Raw genomic sequence first — 20,752 nt, 5'->3', positions numbered from 1 at the left:
GACATTACATATCAATTAAAAGAACACTTTCAACCTATTTTAGAAAAAGTAGGTACAAAAAAATTATTTGATGAAATCGAAATTCCATTAGTTGAAGTTTTAGCTGATATGGAGAAAGAAGGAATCAATTTAGATGTTGACTTTTTAAAAGCAATGTCAAAAGATTTATCTGAAGAAAGTAATGCTTTAGAACAAAACATATATGAAACGGTTGGCGAAACCTTCAATTTAGCTTCACCAAAACAATTAGGTGAAGTTTTGTTTGATAAATTAAAAATTGGTGGACCAAAACAAAAGAAAACTAAAACGGGTCAATATGCAACTGGCGAAGAAGTACTTAGTTATTTAGCTAAAGACAACGAAATTGTTCGCAATATTTTAGAATGGAGACAATTGGTTAAGCTACAAAACACTTATGTTGATGCCTTACCTAATCAAGTAGATGCAAAAACAGGTCGAGTTCATACAGATTATATGCAAGCGGTTGCTGCAACTGGTCGTTTGAGTTCTAATAATCCTAATTTACAAAATATTCCTATTCGAACAGAAAGAGGGAGACAAATTAGAAAAGCATTTATAGCTCGTAATGAAAACTACACGTTATTAGCTGCCGATTATTCTCAAATAGAACTTCGAATTATTGCGGCTTTATCTGGTGAAACGACTATGATTGAAGCCTTTAAAAACAATGAAGATATTCACAAATCAACGGCTTCAAAAGTCTTTAATGTTCCAATAGAAGAAGTCACAAAAGAACAACGTAGCAATGCTAAAACAGTTAATTTCGGAATCATTTATGGTGTTTCCGCTTTTGGATTAAGCAATCAAACTGATTTATCACGAAAAGAAGCTGCAGAATTGATCGAAGCTTACTATCAAACCTATCCAAAATTAAAAGCCTACATGGCTGAACAAGTAGATTTTGCCAGAGAAAACGGATATGTTCAAACGGTTTTAGGCAGAAGAAGATATTTAAAAGATATCAATTCGGCTAACGCAATGGTTCGTGGTGGAGCAGAACGAAATGCAGTAAATGCACCAATACAAGGAAGTGCTGCAGATATTATCAAAATTGCTATGATTAACATTCACAAGCGATTAATTGCTGAAAATTGGAAATCAAAAATGTTGTTACAAGTACATGATGAACTTGTTTTTGATGTACATAATAGTGAATTAGAAAAAATTCAACCCATGATAAAAAGCGAAATGGAAAATGCTTTTAAAATGGATGTTCCTTTAATTGTTGATTTAGGAATGGGTAAAGATTGGCTAGAAGCCCATTAATTTTTTGAAGCACATATTTATAAATTAACTTCAAATTTAAAGCAACTAAATAAACAGAAATACATCTAATTAAAAATGAAATTTTATTATATTTAACAAAAAAATAAGCCTTGCAAAGTCTAAAAACAATATTATACTTTTCAATTTTTCGATATCCTTTGACTATTGAAGAAATTCATAGTTACACAAAACATAATGATTTATCAGAAACAAAAGAAGAATTAAATTACTTGTTGCAAGAAAAAATTATAACTGATATTGATGGCTTTTTTGTTTATGCAAATGACTTACAAAGTGTTACAAAAAGAATTAAAGGCAATCTTGAAGCTAAAAAAGCATTAGTAATTGCCAAAGAAAGGGCTGAATTTATTTCAAAATTTCCTTATGTAAAAGCTGTTGGTGTTTCTGGTTCTTTGTCAAAAGGATATTATGATAACGAAAGTGATATTGATTTTTTTGTCATTACAAAACACTCTAAACTTTGGCTTTGCAGGACATTTTTAATGCTTTATAAAAAAATATTTCTACTAAATTCGAGAAAATATTTTTGCATCAATTATTTTGTGTCAGAAAAAAAATTGGAAATAGAAGAACAAAATCGATTTACGGCAACCGAATTAAAAACACTAATTCCCTTACAAGGAAAAGAAATATTTGAAGAATTTTTCAATCAAAATGATTGGATTTCAACCTATTTTTCAAATTTTCAACCAAATGTAGAAAATATTCAAAATACAAAAAAACCAGTTTTTACTAAAACTATAGAATTAACGTTTAGCAATAAGTTTGGAACTTCAATTGATTTTATTTTCAAATCAATTACTTTAAAAAAATGGAATTCAAAATTTCATTATTTAAGCAAAGAGGACTTTAATATTGCTTTAAAATCAACAAATAACATCTCTAAACATCATCCTTCTAATTTTCAGAAAAAAGTCATAATGGCTTTAAATGAAAAAACGGAAGAAGTTCAAAGAAAATTCAAAATCGAATTAACCAAAGAATATGTCTAACATACTTTTTTCGCATTCCTATTATTACAAATTAGACGCAAAGCAATGGAAAAATAAAATGCCATTTCCACCTTTGGGAACTTTGTATGCAGCTTCATTAATGAGAAAAAATGCCTTTGATGTAGATTTGTTTGATACCAATTTATTAGATTCTCCAAAGGCAATTGTTTCAAAACTAAATTCCAATCAACCAAAATATTTAGTAATTTATGATGATGGCTTCAATTATCTAACCAAAATGTGCTTAACCAACATGCGTGAAGCTTGTTTTGAGATGATTATAATTGCAAAAAATTATAATTGTAAAGTAATAATTTGCAGTTCGGACTCAACAGATCATTATGAAAAATATCTTGAAAAAGGGGCAGATTTCATCATTCAAGGGGAAGGAGAAATTACTTTATTAGAGTTAATTCAACATTTAGACGAATGTAAAGATATTTCTTCCATAAACGGAATTGTATTCAAAAATAAAGACGAAATAAAAGTCAATACAAAACGAGCAGTTCTTCAAAATTTAGACGAATTACCTTTGCCAGCTTGGGATTTGGTTGACATAAATTCCTATAAAGAAGTTTGGAAAGAAAGCGATCAAGAATTCACTTTAAATTTAGCTACAACTCGTGGTTGTCCCTACAAATGCAATTGGTGTGCAAAGCCTATTTATGGCAATCGTTACAATGCGCATTCACCAGAATATATCGTAAAAGAAATTGCTTATTTAAAAGAACAATTTGGAGTATCTCGTTTTTGGATGTGTGATGATATTTTTGGTTTAAAACCTAATTGGGTTCAAGAATTTAATGTTGAATTGAAGAAAAAAGATATTCTAATAAAGTATTTCATTCAAAGCCGCGTTGATTTGTTATTAAAAGAAGACACCATTGCCGCTTTGGCTGAATCTGGTTTAGAGGAAGTTTGGGTTGGTGCAGAAAGTGGTTCGCAAAAGATTTTGGATGCCATGGATAAAGGCACAAAAGTGGAAGAAATTTATGAAGCAACACGACTTTTACAACAAAAAAACATTAGAGTTGCCTTGTTTCTTCAGTTTGGCTACTTGACTGAAAACCAAGAAGATATTCAGAAAACTATTCAAATGGTTAAAGAGTTGAAACCCGATAATATCGGAATTTCAGTATCATATCCTTTACCAGGAACCAAGTTTTATGACAAAGTAAAAGATGATTTAAAATTGAAAGCCAATTGGACCGATTCAGACGATTTTGATATGATGTTTCAAGGAACATACAGTTCCAATTATTATAAAAAATTACAAAGATTTGTTCACAAGGAATTTAGAAAAAGTCAAGGCATTGATAATTTAAAAAACTTTTCGTTTTCTAAAAACAAAATTAAATCCATATTGAAATTGGGATATTATATTCCTAGTGCTTTTTTGGATAAGATTAAATTGAAAACACTTCAGAATGAAAGCTAGTTTTGATAAAGCAGCAACTACTTATGACCAATCTTTTACAAACACTTTGATTGGGAAACTACAACGCAATTTAGTTTATGAAGTAGTTTCAAAACATTTATATCAAATAAAAAACATTCTTGAAATTAATTGTGGAACTGGTGAAGATGCAATTTGGTTAGCAAAAAAAGGCATTGAAGTAACGGCAAGTGATATTTCAACTGAAATGATTTTCATTGCAAACTCAAAAAAAAATCTCAAAAACCTCAACTTTATTCATGCTGATATTAATACAATTTCAGAACAATTTTCAGATAAAAAGTTCGATTTAGTTTTTTCAAATTTTGGAGGTCTTAATTGTTTAAATATTGATGAATTATCTGATTTTTTAAATTCAGTTTCAACTATTTTATCAGAAAAAGGAAAACTTATTTTGGTAATAATGCCAAAAAATACACTTTGGGAAAAAGTCTATTTTATCCTGAAAGGAAAATTCAAAACTGCTTTTAGACGTGCAAAAAAAGTAGTTTTCGCAAATGTTGATGGCATAAGTGTTCCAACATATTACTATAATCCAAAAGATATCGTAAATTTATCCAAAACAAATTTTAATTATTTAGATGTAAAACCTGTTGGGGTTTTTATTCCACCATCTTTTTTAGAACCTTTTTTCAAAAACAAGAAAGGTTTTTTAGGATTGTTGAAAACATTAGAATCAAGAATCAAAAACTGGTCATTTCTATCAAAATATGCAGATCATTATTTAATTGTTTTACAAAAAAAATGAGTTTACTTTTCACACATGCTTACTATTTGTCAGACGACTTGAAAGAGCAAAAGATAATGAAACCTTATCCACCATTAGGTTTGCTTTATGTGTCTGCTTATTTGTGGAGTAAAAATATTGCTAATGATGTTTTTGACACTACTTTTTCATCTTTAGAAAAGCAATTGGAATTTATTGAAAATAAAAAGCCAAAAGTAATTTGCATGTACACCAATTTGATGACAAAAATTGAAGTCCTTAAATTAATTAAAACACTGAAAACCAAAAAATATAACTTTCCAAAAATTGTTCTTGGTGGTCCAGATGTTACTTATAATATAGAAAATTATTTAAAAGCTGGAGCTGATTTCTTAATCATTGGTGAAGGAGAAGAAACTACATACGAGTTGTACAATGCCATTATTAAAGACGAAAATTATCACAACATAAACGGAATTACTTTTTTAGAAAACAACGAAGTAATTCAAAACAAACCTAGAGTAAAATTCAAAGAATTAGACGAATTGCCTTTGCCTAATAGAGAAGCAATTAATATGCAACACTATTTAGATACTTGGAAAAACAATCACGGAAAAAGTTCTATGACCATTTCTACACAACGTGGCTGTCCTTATACATGCAAATGGTGTAGCACAGCTGTTTACGGACAAAGTTACAGACGAAGACCAGCAGAACAAGTTGCTGCTGAAATGAAAATACTAAAAGAAAACTACAATCCTGATGCGATTTGGTTTGTAGATGATGTATTTACAGTAAGTCATAAATGGTTAATCGCTTTTAGAGAAGAAGTATTGAAACAAGATGCTGTTATTCCTTTTGAATGCATAACTCGTGCAGAACGATTAAACGATGAAATTTTAGCCCTATTAAAAGAAATTGGTTGTTTTAGAATTTGGATTGGTGCAGAGAGTGGTTCGCAAAAAATAATCGACTTAATGGACAGACGTGTTGATGTTAATGTCGTAAAAGAAGCCATTCAGAAAACAAATGCTCTTGGAATGGAAACAGGAACATTCATAATGCTTGGTTATCCTGGAGAAACGGAAGAAGACATTACAGAAACTATTCAATATTTGAAAGATGCAAATCCAACATTATACACCATAACAATTGCTTATCCAATAAAAGGAACATCCTTATATAATGAAATAGAAAGCAAAATAACAAGCGAAACCGATTGGGAAACCTCAACAGATAGAGAAATTGAATTTGAACGAACTTATTCCAAAAAATTCTATAAATATGCTGTGAGTAAGGTTGTGAATGAAGTTGAATTTAGCAGAACAAGCTCCAGAAGATCTATAAAAGCATTGAAACATAAAGTGAAATCTGTTTTGGCTAGTGGAATGATGAAAGTTAGTAAATGAGAAAAATAATCACAATCATATTATCTTTATTTCTTTTAGGTTGTGAAAGTACTACCTATTCTGATTTAGTAAAAACTGACTCAACTCTTAACTTAAAATGGAATAAAGCTTATCAAGATGATACAATCGATAAATCATTAATTGGTTTAAAATGGGGTTTATCTTATGTAGGTGCAACTTTACCAAGTTTAGATGAAGGATTTTCTTTGTCAAATACAACAATTGCAATAGATTATAAAAAATTAGGTTTTACTGAAAATGCACAAAACAAATTAGCTATTCTTCATTCAAAAATTATCAATTCTGATGAATACAAACAAACAAATGCAATTGATTTAGGTAGATATGTCTCCTTACTCATTGGTTCTTCTGAACATTATTATGAATTAATTGGAACACCAAACACTTTATCCCAAGTTTTAAATAAATATACTTTATTACCTCAAAAAGGATATATCAATAATTCTAGTGTTTCACTTGAACATAGAATTATTCAATTTTCTGAGCAAAATGGTTTTAATCAACTTTTTATTTCAGAAGAAATTGATCCAAATACTCAAGAAATCTATGAATATGAAACTATTGAATTGTTAGCAAATGGTCAATTACGATTCGGAATCTTTGATGCAAATGGAAACAGAATAAACAACGCAAATTCAGCTCATACAAATGCTGGTAAACCTGCCAAGTGTATGTGGTGCCATGAATCTGTAATAAACCAGATGTTTACACCACAAAACAATTTTTTAGGATATTTGACTTTTGATGAATTTCAAAATACATTAATAAACTATAGAAATTCTCATCATAACTTAAAAATAACATTGAATGATGGTGTTGATTTTACATCAACTCAACAACATACTTTTACAGAATTATTATACATTTCTTTTATGGAGCCTTCAGCTCAAAGATTGAGTATTGAATGGAATATGTCGTTGGAGGAAATTCAAACTAAATTATTTGCTTTACCTACTCATGTTCATGAAGAATTTTCTTTTTTAGGAATTTTATATAATAGGAATGATATTGAAAACTTGGCTCCTTTTATAGGCTTAGATATTTCATCTAATGTCCGTGAAGAATCTCCCATTGAAGTCAATCACCTACATTAAAAAATATGTCAAAAACAACATTATATTTTTATTTAATTGGCTCATTGCTCTTTATTCTCATTCGATACCTGTTAGGTCTCGATGGATTATATGGGCAAGACTCTTACGAATATCAAAGATATACTGATGTATTAAATACTTTTATCACCCATGGAATTCAACCTGATGATTATTTTTGGCCAATATATTATCCTTTAATTGGGAGTATTCTAAAAATCATTATTCCGAACACCTCTTTTGTTTTACAATTAATAAGTACATTTTCCTTAATCACATCATTAATTTACCTAAAAAAAATAATACTATTTATATGTCCAAAAAATCCTGAAATAGTTAATTGGTATTTAATTTTATTTTATTTATTTTCTCCAATGCTTTTCAGAATGGGATTTTTATGCATGTCTGATATGCTCTCGTTGCTTTTTATTATTATTTCTGTTTATCATTATATAAACTACTTCGATAATAAAAGTATAAATAATTTATATTTTTCTATCCTTTTTACTTTACTAGCCGCATTAACTCGATATGCTAGCATAGTTCTGTTATTACCATTTAGTATTTATATGTTATTCATCTTGTCTAAAACAAAAAGACACTATATTCATTTGTTTGTCCTATTAATAATTTCCATACTAGTCATAATTCCACATTACTACTTGAAAAGTCAAAATCCAATTGCTTTTTTAAATCATAATTGGCTTCAAAATTGGTCTTTAACTAATTTTTTCAAAAGATCATTTGTAACTGTTGATGGATCGAGTTATAATTTTTTTCCAAATATAATTTATGCAATATCAAATGCTTTTCATCCAAGATTTTTCTTTTTAGGAATTCCTTTCATTATCATGTTATTAACCAAAAAGACAAAAATTAAATACTTTTGGATTGTATTGTCTTCCTACTTATTCTACACATTTTTTTTAGCAGGAATACCATTTCAAAACAATCGTTTTCTAATACTATCTTTTCCTGTCTTACTTCTATTGTTATTTCCTTCATTCTTATATGTTTCCGAAATTAACATTTTTAAAAAAAAATATAAAATTATCATTTATACATTACTATTACTAAATTTTTCATTTTGTTTATATGGTTTAAAACCCGTTTTAGAAAGAAGTAAATTCGAAAAAAAAATGGTCTCAGCTTTATTACCTTATCAAAACAAAATACTGTATTCTTTTGATGTTGATATTGCTTTAAAAGGCAGAAATTTGAAATTTCAATATCAAAATCTTTGGGTAAAAGAATATCAGACTTTTGAAGAAAACTCACTTTTGCTTTTTCATCCTTCAAAATTCACAGAGCAATGGAACAATAAAAATCCAATGATAAACTGGAGCTATTTAAATAAAAATTATCAATTACAAATGATTAAAAAGTGCCCAGAAGGTTGGAATCTTTACAAAATAAATCGTAAAAATGAACGCTGACAAAAGACACATTGTTTTTCTAACACCTGGTTTTGCAGAAAATGAAACCGACACTACCTCTATTCCGGCATTACAAGATTATTTAAAGTTAATTAGAAAAAATTTACCTGACACTAAATTGACTGTACTCACTTTTCAATTTCCTTTTACAAATAAAAAATATAATTGGCACGGAATTGACATCATTCCTTTAAATGGTAAAAATAATAAACTCAATAAAATTATCATTTGGTTTAAAGCTTGGCAAATACTTAAAAACTTAAATCATAAAACACCAATAAATGTTATACATAGTTTTTGGATTGGAGAATGTTCTTTTATTGGCCAAAATTTTTCAAAATTTTTCAAAATCAAACACATAGTTACAGCTATGGGACAAGATGTTTTTAAAAACAAATATGCTGGCTATATAAATACTTTTAAAAGTTACGTTGTTACGCTTTCAAAAAATCAAAATAGTTTATTATTAAAAAACTATGATTTAAAATCTGAAATCATACCTTGGAGTATTCCATTAGAAGATTTTCCTAATTTAAAGAAAAACGAAATAGATATTTTGGGTGTTGGTTCTCTAAATTTAGTGAAAAATTATTATACTTTCATTAACGTTATAGAAGCTTTAGTTAATAAATATCCTCATTTAAAAGTTGCAATTATTGGTGAAGGAAAAGAATCTGAAAATATAAAACAAGAAATCATCAAACGAAATTTAAATGCTACAATAACTCTCTACGGTAAACTTCAAAGAGCTGATGTTTTAGAAAAAATGAGTTCTTCTAGAATTTTACTTCATACAAGCAATTATGAATCGTTTGGCTATGTTTTTGCTGAAGCACTTTATTCAGGAATGAAAATAGTTTCATTTGATGTTGGAGCTGCAAAAATAATTCCTGAATGGAAAATTTGTTTGTCAACTCAAGAGATAATTGAAACATGTCTAGCTAATTTAACAACAACAGAAAGTAGCAAATATCGTGTTTTATTAAATACACAAACTGAAATTTTACACTCCTATTTAAAACTATATTATGAATAAGTTAGTTAACATAGGCGTAAATGTTTTTCGAGGCATACTATTTTCTATTCTGAATTTTCTTGTAGTAATATTAGGTGTGAAATTTTATGGAAAAAATGATTGGGGAACGCTGATAAATATAATTATTTGGGTTTCACTTATCGTTTTTGTCCTAAATTGGGGAAATAAAGATTATTTAATTCGAAAATTCAGCCAAGAGCCTTCTAAAATTTACAATGCTTTTTATTCTAATTTATTCAGTAGAAGCTTATTAATTTTTATATCATTAGTTTTTTTGTTTTTTTTTCCAATTGCAATCGCTCTGACAAGTATTTTATTGGTAATATTAACCCATTTTTATAATTCATTTGAAAGCTTAATTATTTTTAAGCAAAAGTTTAAAGAGCAATTAATCGCAGAAGCAATTGGTTTTTGTATAATATTGACCGGAATAATTGGTCTAAAAAACTACAACTTAGAACAGTTTATAGAGCTCTATTGTTTAAGTTTTTTGGTAAAATCAATATATTTATTTGTGGCTTTGGGTCTTTGGAAAGAGAAAGTAACTTTCACAATTAGCATAAGTCAATTTAAATCCAGTCTACCCTTTTTTATTTTAGGATTAAGTGGTATGATTAATTCGAAAATAGATTTGTATCTTGTAAATACTTTTTTACCCAGTGGCAAAATTTCAGACTATCAATTATTAACTTCAGCTTTTTTAATGTTACAGTCACTTTCTATATTTATTGTTGCACCTTTAAACAAAACTATTTATAGGTCAAACCAAAAAATAATTGATAACCTAAAAATACTATTTAAAAAATTTGCTATTCCTATAGTTTCAATTGGAAGTGTTTGCATTTGGCTAGTCTTAGAAAAATGGGTTAAACTTGGTTTAGGATTGGAAATATACTTAATTGGCTTATTAGCAAGCTTACCTGCTTTTTATAATGTAATTCCGATACTAAATCTGTATAAAAAAAATCATGAAAAAAAAGTATTAATTTCTAATATTATTACGGCAATTATAAATACAATTTTGAGTTTATTATTACTTGAAAAATTTGGAATTTTAGGAGTACTTATTAGTGTTTGTATTTCCCAATGGCTATATTTAATAATTATTAAAAGATATGAAATTAGTACATCCTGATTTTGAAACTCCAAAAGAATTAAACCAACTTGAAATTTATCAAGATGAAGGTGTTTATTGTCTTATTCCAAAAGATAAAAAAGACAAACTATCTTATTTTTTGAATTCCTTCGACAATTACCGTACTCAAACAAATCAGAAAATTACTGATTCTAATTTGTATTCAAACTTACCATTTTCAATAAATGATAACTCTTGGAAATCTAAACAAAAAGACATTTATATAGTTGACAAAATTTGTGGCACCAGAAAAGAATTAAGAATTTTAGATATAGGTGGTTGGAACGGTTGGTTGTCAAATTATTTAACAATGAAGGGTCACACTTCAGTAACTACAGATATTTTTATCGACCGATTTGACGGCTTAAAAGCAGTGAATCATTATAATAACCCATTTGTTGCCTTACAACTATTGCCTAATGAAATTTGGAGAGTTCAAGAATCTTTTGATTTGATTATTTTTAACAGAAATTGGGCATATCTTGAGAATCATCAAGAAATACTTTCTATGGCAAAATCCAAGTTAAATAAAAATGGAACCATCTTATTTACCGGATTAACATTTTATAAGAACTCATCAAAAATTGAAAAACAAATTTCAGAATCCTCAGATTATTTCGAAAAAAAATATGGTATTCCTCTACTATATTTTAAGACAAAAGGGTTTCTAAATAATGTCGATTTAGCCTTTTTAAAAAACGAAACTACTCTTTTTCCATATAATGTCTTAAAGACCCTTTTAAAAAGATTATTTTTATCAAAAAAAAATCATCAATTTGCTATTTATAGACAAAATGAAACTTGAAAAAATTCAAATATTATTCTACAGTTGCATAGCAACCTTGATTGCTTTAATAGATAAAGCTCCGCTACAACTTGATGAAAGAATTGGTACAACTTATATCGAAAACGGATTTTACATTACTTATAACGGTATTTTAAATAATACTATGGAAGCTCCATATACATACAGGTTTATAGTGCCCAAAATTATTCATTTTCTTTCTGAAATACTTAACTGCTCACCAATAAATGTAGCTTTTATTCTTAATATTGTTTGTATATTTTGTGTTTTAAGTTTGTTTAATAAATTTGCCAAAACATATTTAAACTCATTTGAATCATTGTTAACAACATTAGTTCTCTCCTTTTTCATAGCCATTATTCAATGCCAAATAATGGGTATTATAATTATAGAAAGCCAAGACATTGTAAATGCACTGTTTTTTATTGTCTTATTACTTTTGGCTCAAAAGGAGAAATGGTTACTTTTTGGATTATTATTAGGTTTTAGCATTACCAATAGAGAAACTACATTAATACTTTTATTACCGTTTAGTTCTATTCTTTATAAACAACAAAAAATTAAACAATTACTATGGATCAACTTTATCGGAATTGGAACCTATATTATCATTCGTGTTTTAATCAAAGTAAAACCAAGTGATTATCCAAATTTTGCAAATTTAAAAACTAATTTTCCTTTTCTAGACATATCATTTCTATGCAAATCGCTAGAAAACAACCTTCATTTATTTTCATTACTTTTACCAATAATCATTTTGGCTTTCCTAAATCTAAAAAGACAAAATTATTACACCAAATCTTTAATTCTTACAATTATTCCTTTTATATTTATTCATTATATAATGGGAACAATTATAGAATTACGTCTCTTTTTGCCATTGATAATATTAATTTTACCTATTGCTATAAAAAATTTAAAAAACAACATTGAAAAACAACAAAACCATAATTTTCAACCCAAAAAGCGCAAACGGCAAGCATCGAATTCCTAATTCTATCTTACAAGTTGGTGCGTCAATTCATGGAAAATTTGAATATGTTTTTGTAGATGGAAATTTAGAAAAAGATCCATGGAAAACTATTGAAAACTATTTAAAAACTGGTGAATTTAAATATTTTGGTTCTACAGTTATGCCTGGTCCTCAATTGCGTCAAGCAATTCCGTTTACAAGAAAAATCAAAGAACAATTCCCTGATGTTATAACGATTTGGGGTGGATATTTTGCTTCAAATCAATATAAAGTTTGTTTGAATTCTGGCTATGTAGATTATGTTATAAATGGTCCTGGTGATAACACTTTTCCAGAATTATTAAATACTATTGAATCCAATACTGTTGAAAATTTATCCTCAATTAAAAATCTAATTTTCAAAAATGATAAAGGTGAAATTGTAAAAAATGCTGTTGAAGCTTTACTGGATCAAGACACGTTACCAAAATTTCCTTATGAATATTTAAACTCCTTTTATCCTGTAAAAAATTATTTGGCTAAAACCTTTATGGGAAAGACAACTTTGTCTTATCATTCAAGTATGGGTTGTCCTTTTTCTTGTTCTTTTTGTGCGGTTGTGCCTATTTTTAATGCCAAATGGAAAGGAATGTCTGCTGCAAGAATGTATAAAGATGTAAAATTTTTCAAAGAAAAACACAATATTGATGCTATTGAATTTCACGATAATAATTTCTTTACTTCTAAAAAGAGAGTTTTAGAGTTTTCTGAACTTATTTTAAATGACAACATCAGTTATTGGGGAGAAGGAAGAATTGATACAATCAATATGTACAGCGATGATGATTTAAGATTGATGCGAAAAGCTGGTTGCAAAATGATATTTTTAGGTGCTGAAACAGGCAATGATGCTGTTTTAAAACAAATGAATAAAGGTGGAACTCAGTCTGGACAAATGATTAAAGATTTTGTACTTCGAATGAAAAACGCTGATATAATTCCAGAATTATCTTTTGTATTAGGAATGCCTGCAAAAACTGAAAAAGAAGTTTATGACCAAATTTCATGGGACATTAATTTTATAAAGGAAATTAAAGAAATCAATCCAAATGCTGAAATTATTATCTATCTCTTTAGTCCAGTTCCAACAGAAGGTTCTGATTTATACCAACAAATTCTAGATGCTGGATTTTCGTTTCCAGAACGTTTAGAAGATTGGATTTCTCCGAGTTGGGAAAATTTTGATTTGCGTAAAAACCCATTAACGCCTTGGTTAAAACCTTATATGATAGATACAATTATGAATTTTGAAACGGTTTTAAACGGTTATTATCCAACTGTTTCAGATTTTAGAATTAAAGGGTATAAAAAATCAATCTTGAAATCGATTTCAGGATTTAGATACAAAACTGGAATCTATCATTATCCATTCGAAATTAAAGCCTTACATAAACTTTGGAAATATCGTCAACCAGAAATTGAAGGATTTTATTCAGAATAAATGAGAAACCTTTTAAAAAAAATAACACATCCTTTTCTAAAACTAGGTTTAAAATTATATTATTACAAACCCAGAAAATATTGCTATGAAAACATTTGCGTCAAAGTACATCCAGATGTTTTTCCACCACATTTGACACTAAGTACAAAGATTTTACTCGATTTTATAAATCCATTAGAATTAGAAAACAAATCGTTTTTAGAATTGGGTTGTGGTTCTGGAATAATTTCGCTTTTAGCATCAAAAAAAGGGGCGAAAGTAACTTCAACTGATATAAACATTATTGCTTTAGATTTTTTAAAAGAATCAGCAAATAATAATCAATTGAAAATTACAATTATTGAATCTAATTTATTCGATAATCTCGTTGGACACTCATTTGATTATATTGTAATAAATCCGCCTTATTATCCGAAAGCTCCAAAAAACATAAAAGAACAAGCTTGGTTCTGTGGCGTAAATTTTGACTATTTTGAACTATTATTTTCTCAACTTGCAAACTATAAAACACCATCTAATTCAGTTTATATGATACTTTCTGAAGATTGTGATTTAGTAAAAATAAAAGCTATTGCAAAAAAAAACAACTTATCAATGAAATGTGTATCCCAAAAAAGCGTTGTAAAGGAAATAAATTATATATTTATAATTGATAAAATTGAATCATGAAAAAAATAGTTTTAGTAGCATTATTGTTTTTAACATTCATTGGTTATACTCAAGAACGCTTTCAAAGAATCGACAGTTTATTAACATATTTAAACGAAAATAATAAATTTATGGGCTCAGTTTCCTTGCGAGAAGGAAATGAAGTTGTGTTTTCAAAAGCTTATGGTTTTGCTGACGAAGAAAATAAAATTGAAGCAACAAATACTACCAAATATAAAATTGGTTCAATTACTAAAACATTTACTGCAACTATTATTATGCAGTTAATTGAAGAAAAAAAATTGCGTTTAGAAAGCAGGTTGACCAAGTTTTATCCAAAAGTTCAAAATGCAGAAAAAATTTCTATTTATGATTTATTACATCATAGGACAGGAATAAAAGATTACATCAATCAAGATTCGCTTTCTGTAGAAGATTTTGCAACTAATGATTTAAAAACGGTTATCTACAACAAAATAAACAATTACGAATCTATTTTTGAACCAGGTTCTCAATTTTTATATAGCAATTCAAATTATTACTTATTAGGTGGAATAATCGAAAAGCTAACAAAAGAATCTTACGCATCAAATGTAGAAAACCGAATAATTAAAAAGCTTGGATTAAAAAACACTTATTATCCAAACGATAAAATAGATTCTTCCAAAAAAGAAAGTTATTCTTATATTTTCAATGGCACTAATTGGGAAAAAGCTCCTGAATGGGGAAATAATGTTGCCTTTGCTGCTGGTGAAATTATGTCTACTCCGGATGATTTAACCGAATTCATGTTTGCTTTATTTAATGGAAAATTAGTCAAAAACACTTCCTTAGAAGCCATGAAAGATTTAAAAGATGGTTACGGAATAGCATTAATGCAATTTCCGTTTGGAGAAAGAAAGTTTTATGGTCACACGGGTGGAATTGAAAATTTTAGAGCTGTTGTTGGTTATTATCCAACTGATAATTTAGGAGTTTCCTTAATTGTGAATGGAGATAATTTTAATCGAAATGACATTATGATTGGAATTTTAAGTATTTACTATAAAATCCCTTTTCCTTTCCCTAATTTTGATAAAATTGACAATTCAGTTTTACAAAAATATATTGGAACCTATACTTCTTCAGAAATTCCTTTAAAAATAACTGTTTCTGTTAAAAATGGAGAATTAATTGCTCAAGCAACTGGTCAACCTTCCTTTCCTTTAACTCCAAAAAGTGATACTGAATTCGTTTTTCAAACTGCTGGTGTTGAAATGGTTTTTGAAGAAAACAAATTCACCTTAAAACAAGGAGGACAAAAATTCAAATTCATAAAAGAATAATGAATTTAAACCTTAAACTTTCAAGTACACATATTACAAAAATTAAAACCCTAACTAATAGTACCTATTTAGATATTATTGGGTTAATCATTGTAATTAGCGTTTCTATTTATTTGGAATATTACAAAACCACTTATAGTTTTAGTTATGGCGGAAAAAGTTATATCTTTTATTTAGGATACATATCAATATTGAATACCAGTTTCTCAATGATAGGAAATAGATTAGTAACTAAAAAGAACAACATTGGTAATTTCATTACAACTTGCAATACATTCTTAAGTGGTTCTATTGATTATTTATTAGGAAATGCTGGAGCAATTTTAACTTATCCTGTATCATTTATCGGAAACTATTTAGTCTTCAAAACTTGGAAAAAAAGCAGGATTTTAAGAAAAATTGATTTTATCTTTTATCGGAATATAGTCTTAGGGTTTATATTTTCATTCTTACTAAATTATATAGCTTTTCGTTATTTATCAACGAAAGAAATAGATTGGAAGTTGTTTTTCGCAATTGCTATTCCAGCAGGATTAACTTTTGGAGGAACATTTAATACGGCAAGAATGTATCCTGACAATTGGTTGTTATGGCAATTTTATAATTTAACAAAAATTATTCAAAACCTTCTTTTGTTAAACATTGCCAATACAGCAAAATATAGTTTTTATTTCTTTAATGCTATAATAGGATATATAACATGGAAAGATGACAGTAAAAAAGAATTATAATTTTCGTGTTGATTCGCGTTGACGCAATTCAGTTTTAATCACAACAGTTTTGTATTCTGGAATCTCTTTTTCTGTTTTATCTTCTAGTCTATCAATTAATAAGTCAGCAGCATTTTTCCCAATTTCTGGTGCGTGTTGACTAACCGTTGACAAACTTGGTGTTAATCTTTTTGACCAAACACCATCTGCAAAACCAATAAAGTTTATTTCTTCCGGAATTTTGAAACCCTTTTTTAAGGTTAATCTAAATGCGGTTGTTGTTGCAACTTCATTTAAAGCAAAAATTCCATCTATTTTTTTAGAACACAATAAGTCTTTTAATTTTGATTCAAAAACGTCAATATCATTTTCAATGATTATTAATTCTTCATCTAAAACCTGACCTTTACTTTCAATTGCTTTTTTAAAACCTTCTAATCTTAATTTCCCAACACTTAAATTATCAATAGTCGAAAGTAAAGCAATTTTTCTACAGCCAATTTTAATTAGATGAGTTGTGGCATCAAAGGCTGAATCAAAATCATCAACTATTACTTTATCACATTTAATTTCGTCTGCAACTCTATCAAACATAACAATTGGTGTTCCGCTATTTAGAATTTCTTTTAAGTGAGCATATTTTTTTTCTGATTGTGTTTCTTCTGAAAGTGAAATAATAAAACCGTCAATTGTTCCATTGTTTAACATTTCCATTACCTGTTCTTCTTTCTTTTGAGATTCATTAGAAATACCGGTAATAACATTATAACCTCGCTCTAGCGAACGTTTTTCAATTCCACTAAAAACTTTAGCAAAAAATGGATTTAATATATTAGGTATAATTACACCTATAGTGTTCGTTCTTTGATTTTTTAAATTCTTAGCTATACTATTAGGTTTATAGTTTTTTAAAGCAGCAAATTCTTTTATCTTTGTCTTTGTGCTTTCACTAATTTCAGAACTATCACTTAAAGCTTTAGATACTGTAGAAACAGAAACACCTAATTCTTTTGCAATTTGTTTTAATGTGGCTTTTGATTTCATAATATATTAAAAGGTAAAAATAGTGAATTTTAAAATAACATTTTAATCTAGAGCCGAATAAAATTTGACATTTCTTTTTCACACTATATATCATATTTTATGGCTCATATTATAACTACTTCATTCACAACACGAATAATAATGTAATTCGTATTTGGTTTTATAATAAATAATTGTACTTTTGCACTCCCTTACCCGAATCATCGGAAGGGAATGGAATGTTTAATTAAAATAAATTATTGTGAACACATTAAGCTACAAGACAGTTTCAGCTAACAAAGCCACCGTTGATAAACAGTGGGTTGTTGTAGATGCTGAAGGTCATAACTTAGGTCGTTTTTCATCAAAAGTTGCAATACTTTTAAGAGGAAAACATAAACCGGGTTTTACACCGCACGTTGACTGTGGAGATAACGTAATCGTTATCAACGCAGAAAAAATCAACCTAACTGGTAACAAGCTAGACGAAAAAACATATATTCGTCACACAGGTTACCCAGGAGGTCAAAGAAGTTTAACTGCTAAAGTAATGCAACAAAAAAACCCTGCATTATTAGTAGAAAAAGCTGTAAAAGGAATGTTACCTAAAAACAAATTAGGTGCTGAGTTATTCCGAAATTTAAATGTATTTGTAGGTACTGAGCATACTCATGGAGCTCAAAAACCTAAAACCATTAACCTAAACGATCTTAAATAATGGGAGTTATTCACAAAATCGGTAGAAGAAAATGTGCTGTGGCACGTGTTTACGTTTCAGAAGGAACAGGTAAAATTACCGTAAACAAAAAAGAATTTGCAACTTACTTCCCAACAGCTACATTACAATACAAAGTTATGCAACCAATGTCTTTGACAGAAAATGCAACAAACTTTGACGTAAAAGTAAATGTTTATGGTGGTGGTTCAACAGGCCAAGCAGAAGCTGTAAGAATGGCTATTGCAAGAGCTATGTGTGAGGTAGAAGCTGACAACAGAGCTATCTTAAAACCAGAAGGATTACTTACAAGAGATCCTAGAATGGTTGAACGTAAAAAGTTCGGTCAGAAAAAAGCAAGAAAAAAATTCCAATTCTCGAAACGTTAATACTGAACTTGTTTCAGTATCTTTCGAAGAGAACTCGATTTATTTCAGGTTGTATCGAATGATTACAAAAGATGCTGAAAATATTTCAGCATAAACAAAATTGAATTTAAAACACAGTTGTCGATATTCCTTTAATTAAAAAGGGATTAGTTTAGCATCTAAATTTTCAAGACTAACGAAAGTGACTACTTGAAGATTGCTATAACACGGAACGTAAACTATTACACAATGGCAAACAAAATTGACGTTAAAGAATTATTAGAAGCAGGTGTTCATTTTGGACACATGACTCGTAAGTGGGATCCAAACATGGCTCCTTACATTTATATGGAGCGTAATGGTATACATATCATTAACTTATATAAAACAGCTGCAAAAATTGAAGAAGCTAACGAAGCTTTGAAAAAAATTGCATCTTCAGGTAGAAAAGTACTTTTCGTTGCTACCAAAAAACAAGCTAAAGATATCGTAGCAGAAAAAGCTGCTGCAGCAAACATGCCTTACATCACTGAAAGATGGCCTGGTGGAATGCTAACTAACTTTATCACTATCAGAAAAGCCGTTAAAAAAATGGCTATGATTGACAGAATGAAGAAAGATGGTACTTTCATGACGTTATCTAAAAAAGAAAGATTACAAGTTGATCGTCTTAGAGCAAAATTAGAAAAAAACTTAGGTTCTATTTCTGATATGACAAGACTACCAGCTGCTCTTTTTGTAGTTGATATTAAAGCTGAGCATATCGCAATTAAAGAAGCTCACAAATTAAACATTCCAGTTTTTGCAATGGTTGATACAAACTCTGATCCTCGTGATGTAGATTTTGTTATTCCATCAAATGATGATGCTTCTAAATCAATCGATAAAATTTTATCTTTAGTTACTGGTGCAATTATTGAAGGTTTATCTGAAAGAACTTCTGACGGTGAAGACCAAGAAGAAGGAAAAGATGTAAAAAAAGCTCCAAAAGCCAAAAAAGTTGAAGCTGCTACTGAAGTAGTTGCTGAAACCGAAGTAGTTGCTGAAGCAAAACCTGAAGTAGAGCTTAAAGCTGAAGAAACTTCAACAGAAGAATAATATAAAAATTCAGAATTTAAAAAATCCAAATTCCAATAAAGAATCAATTAATTGATAATTTAATAAAGTTGGGATTTGGATTTTTTTATTTTAAGATTTTAAATTTACAATTAAAAAATAAAATATTATGGCAACAATTACTGCTGCAGACGTAAATAAATTAAGAACAATCACTGGTGCAGGTATGATGGACTGCAAAAAAGCCTTGGTTGAATCAGAAGGAGATTTTGATTTAGCAATCGAAAACCTTAGAAAAAAAGGACAAAAAGTTGCTGCTAATCGTTCAGATAGAGAATCAACTGAAGGTGCTGCAATTGCTATTGTAAATGCAGACAATACAGCTGGTGTTGTTATTACATTAAACTGTGAAACTGACTTCGTTGGAAAAAACGAAAGTTTCGTTAAATTGGCTACAGAATTAGCTAACCAAGCTTTAAAATTCAACACTAAAGAAGAATTATTAGCATCAGACTTCAACGGAATGACTGTTGGTGACAAATTAATTGAACAAACTGGAGTTATTGGAGAAAAAATTGAAATCGCTTCTTTCGAAAGATTAGAAGGTGCTTTTATTGGTTCTTACATTCACGCTGGAAACAAAATCGCTACTTTAACTGCATTATCATCAAAAGTTGATGGCGCTGAAGAAGTTGCAAGAAACGTATCTATGCAAGCTGCTGCAATGAACCCAATCGCATTAAATGAAGATGGAGTTGATGCTGTTGTTATTGAAAAAGAAATCGAAATCGCTAAAGATCAATTACGTGCTGAAGGAAAACCAGAAGCAATGTTAGATAATATCGCAAAAGGAAAATTAAATCGTTTCTTTAAAGATAATACTTTAGTAAACCAAGATTTCATTAAAGATAGTTCTATGAGTGTTGCTGCTTATGTAAAATCTGTTAATGCAGATTTAACTGTAACAGGATTCAAAAGAGTTGCTTTAGGATAATATTTCCAAATAAAACAATTTTAAAAACCTTAATTCGTTATAGAATTAAGGTTTTTTTATTTTAC

General features: G+C 28.6%; 20 protein-coding genes. 19 read left to right on the top strand and 1 reads right to left on the bottom strand.

Features of this window, described 5'->3' with window-relative positions; translation table 11 throughout:
- From polA to AACZ53_RS00380, 15 genes are all read left to right on the top strand, one after another.
- On the top strand, window positions 1-1,287 hold a 1,287-nt coding region (polA, locus tag AACZ53_RS00450; RefSeq protein WP_339833403.1), incomplete at its 5' end, for a DNA polymerase I.
- Between the two features lie 110 nt (window positions 1,288-1,397).
- On the top strand, window positions 1,398-2,300 hold the full coding sequence (locus AACZ53_RS00445; protein WP_339833401.1) for a nucleotidyltransferase domain-containing protein: 903 nt from the start codon (window positions 1,398-1,400) through the stop codon (window positions 2,298-2,300).
- Window positions 2,293-3,738 (top strand): radical SAM protein, encoded by a 1,446-nt coding sequence (locus AACZ53_RS00440; RefSeq protein ID WP_339833398.1) that lies wholly within the window; start codon window positions 2,293-2,295, stop codon window positions 3,736-3,738. The genes AACZ53_RS00445 and AACZ53_RS00440 overlap by 8 nt, the downstream gene beginning before the upstream one ends.
- Window positions 3,728-4,504, top strand: coding sequence for a class I SAM-dependent methyltransferase (locus AACZ53_RS00435; RefSeq protein WP_339833396.1), 777 nt, complete (start codon window positions 3,728-3,730; stop codon window positions 4,502-4,504). The genes AACZ53_RS00440 and AACZ53_RS00435 overlap by 11 nt, the downstream gene beginning before the upstream one ends.
- Window positions 4,501-5,871: a radical SAM protein gene (locus AACZ53_RS00430; RefSeq protein ID WP_339833393.1), complete on the top strand. Its 1,371-nt coding sequence runs from the start codon at window positions 4,501-4,503 to the stop codon at window positions 5,869-5,871. The genes AACZ53_RS00435 and AACZ53_RS00430 overlap by 4 nt, the downstream gene beginning before the upstream one ends.
- Entirely contained in the window at window positions 5,868-6,986 is a 1,119-nt protein-coding gene (locus tag AACZ53_RS00425) for a hypothetical protein (RefSeq protein WP_339833391.1), read from the top strand. Before AACZ53_RS00430 ends, AACZ53_RS00425 begins: the two co-directional genes overlap by 4 nt.
- 5 nt (window positions 6,987-6,991) lie before the next feature.
- Window positions 6,992-8,419 (top strand): hypothetical protein, encoded by a 1,428-nt coding sequence (locus AACZ53_RS00420; RefSeq protein WP_339833389.1) that lies wholly within the window; start codon window positions 6,992-6,994, stop codon window positions 8,417-8,419.
- Window positions 8,409-9,455 carry a glycosyltransferase gene (locus tag AACZ53_RS00415; RefSeq protein ID WP_339833387.1) on the top strand — a complete coding sequence of 349 codons (1,047 nt, stop codon included), beginning with the start codon at window positions 8,409-8,411 and terminating at the stop codon, window positions 9,453-9,455. Before AACZ53_RS00420 ends, AACZ53_RS00415 begins: the two co-directional genes overlap by 11 nt.
- Window positions 9,448-10,590 (top strand): hypothetical protein, encoded by a 1,143-nt coding sequence (locus AACZ53_RS00410; protein WP_339833385.1) that lies wholly within the window; start codon window positions 9,448-9,450, stop codon window positions 10,588-10,590. The genes AACZ53_RS00415 and AACZ53_RS00410 overlap by 8 nt, the downstream gene beginning before the upstream one ends.
- Window positions 10,571-11,395: a methyltransferase domain-containing protein gene (locus AACZ53_RS00405; RefSeq protein WP_339833383.1), complete on the top strand. Its 825-nt coding sequence runs from the start codon at window positions 10,571-10,573 to the stop codon at window positions 11,393-11,395. Before AACZ53_RS00410 ends, AACZ53_RS00405 begins: the two co-directional genes overlap by 20 nt.
- Window positions 11,385-12,389: a hypothetical protein gene (locus AACZ53_RS00400; protein WP_339833381.1), complete on the top strand. Its 1,005-nt coding sequence runs from the start codon at window positions 11,385-11,387 to the stop codon at window positions 12,387-12,389. Before AACZ53_RS00405 ends, AACZ53_RS00400 begins: the two co-directional genes overlap by 11 nt.
- The gene (locus tag AACZ53_RS00395) at window positions 12,325-13,848 is read left to right on the top strand and encodes a radical SAM protein (protein WP_339833379.1); all 1,524 of its coding nucleotides are present in this window, start codon (window positions 12,325-12,327) and stop codon (window positions 13,846-13,848) included. Before AACZ53_RS00400 ends, AACZ53_RS00395 begins: the two co-directional genes overlap by 65 nt.
- Window positions 13,849-14,517 (top strand): methyltransferase, encoded by a 669-nt coding sequence (locus AACZ53_RS00390; RefSeq protein WP_339833377.1) that lies wholly within the window; start codon window positions 13,849-13,851, stop codon window positions 14,515-14,517.
- Entirely contained in the window at window positions 14,514-15,821 is a 1,308-nt protein-coding gene (locus tag AACZ53_RS00385; RefSeq protein WP_339833375.1) for a serine hydrolase domain-containing protein, read from the top strand. Before AACZ53_RS00390 ends, AACZ53_RS00385 begins: the two co-directional genes overlap by 4 nt.
- Window positions 15,821-16,552, top strand: coding sequence for a nicotinamide mononucleotide transporter family protein (locus AACZ53_RS00380; protein ID WP_339833372.1), 732 nt, complete (start codon window positions 15,821-15,823; stop codon window positions 16,550-16,552). The genes AACZ53_RS00385 and AACZ53_RS00380 overlap by 1 nt, the downstream gene beginning before the upstream one ends.
- On the opposite strand, the gene AACZ53_RS00375 is transcribed toward AACZ53_RS00380, so the two are convergent.
- Window positions 16,547-17,575: a LacI family DNA-binding transcriptional regulator gene (locus tag AACZ53_RS00375; protein WP_339833369.1), complete on the bottom strand. Its 1,029-nt coding sequence runs from the start codon at window positions 17,573-17,575 to the stop codon at window positions 16,547-16,549. The genes AACZ53_RS00380 and AACZ53_RS00375 overlap by 6 nt on opposite strands.
- 241 nt (window positions 17,576-17,816) lie before the next feature.
- Here AACZ53_RS00375 and rplM point away from each other — a divergent pair, with 241 nt between their 5' ends.
- From rplM to tsf, 4 genes are all read left to right on the top strand, one after another.
- Window positions 17,817-18,272: a 50S ribosomal protein L13 gene (rplM, locus tag AACZ53_RS00370; protein ID WP_339833366.1), complete on the top strand. Its 456-nt coding sequence runs from the start codon at window positions 17,817-17,819 to the stop codon at window positions 18,270-18,272.
- A complete protein-coding gene (gene rpsI, locus AACZ53_RS00365; protein WP_339833363.1) occupies window positions 18,272-18,658 on the top strand; it encodes a 30S ribosomal protein S9 in 387 nt (128 codons plus the stop codon). Before rplM ends, rpsI begins: the two co-directional genes overlap by 1 nt.
- Before the next feature lie 228 nt (window positions 18,659-18,886).
- Window positions 18,887-19,735 (top strand): 30S ribosomal protein S2, encoded by an 849-nt coding sequence (rpsB, locus tag AACZ53_RS00360; protein ID WP_339833360.1) that lies wholly within the window; start codon window positions 18,887-18,889, stop codon window positions 19,733-19,735.
- A 127-nt stretch (window positions 19,736-19,862) separates the two neighbouring features.
- Window positions 19,863-20,687 (top strand): translation elongation factor Ts, encoded by an 825-nt coding sequence (gene tsf, locus AACZ53_RS00355; protein ID WP_339833357.1) that lies wholly within the window; start codon window positions 19,863-19,865, stop codon window positions 20,685-20,687.
- Window positions 20,688-20,752 lie beyond the last annotated feature (65 nt).

The sequence above is a fragment of the uncultured Flavobacterium sp. genome (assembly GCF_963975005.1).
In the GTDB taxonomy this organism is placed as follows: domain Bacteria; phylum Bacteroidota; class Bacteroidia; order Flavobacteriales; family Flavobacteriaceae; genus Flavobacterium.
This window is presented reverse-complemented; position numbering and strand designations above follow the sequence as displayed.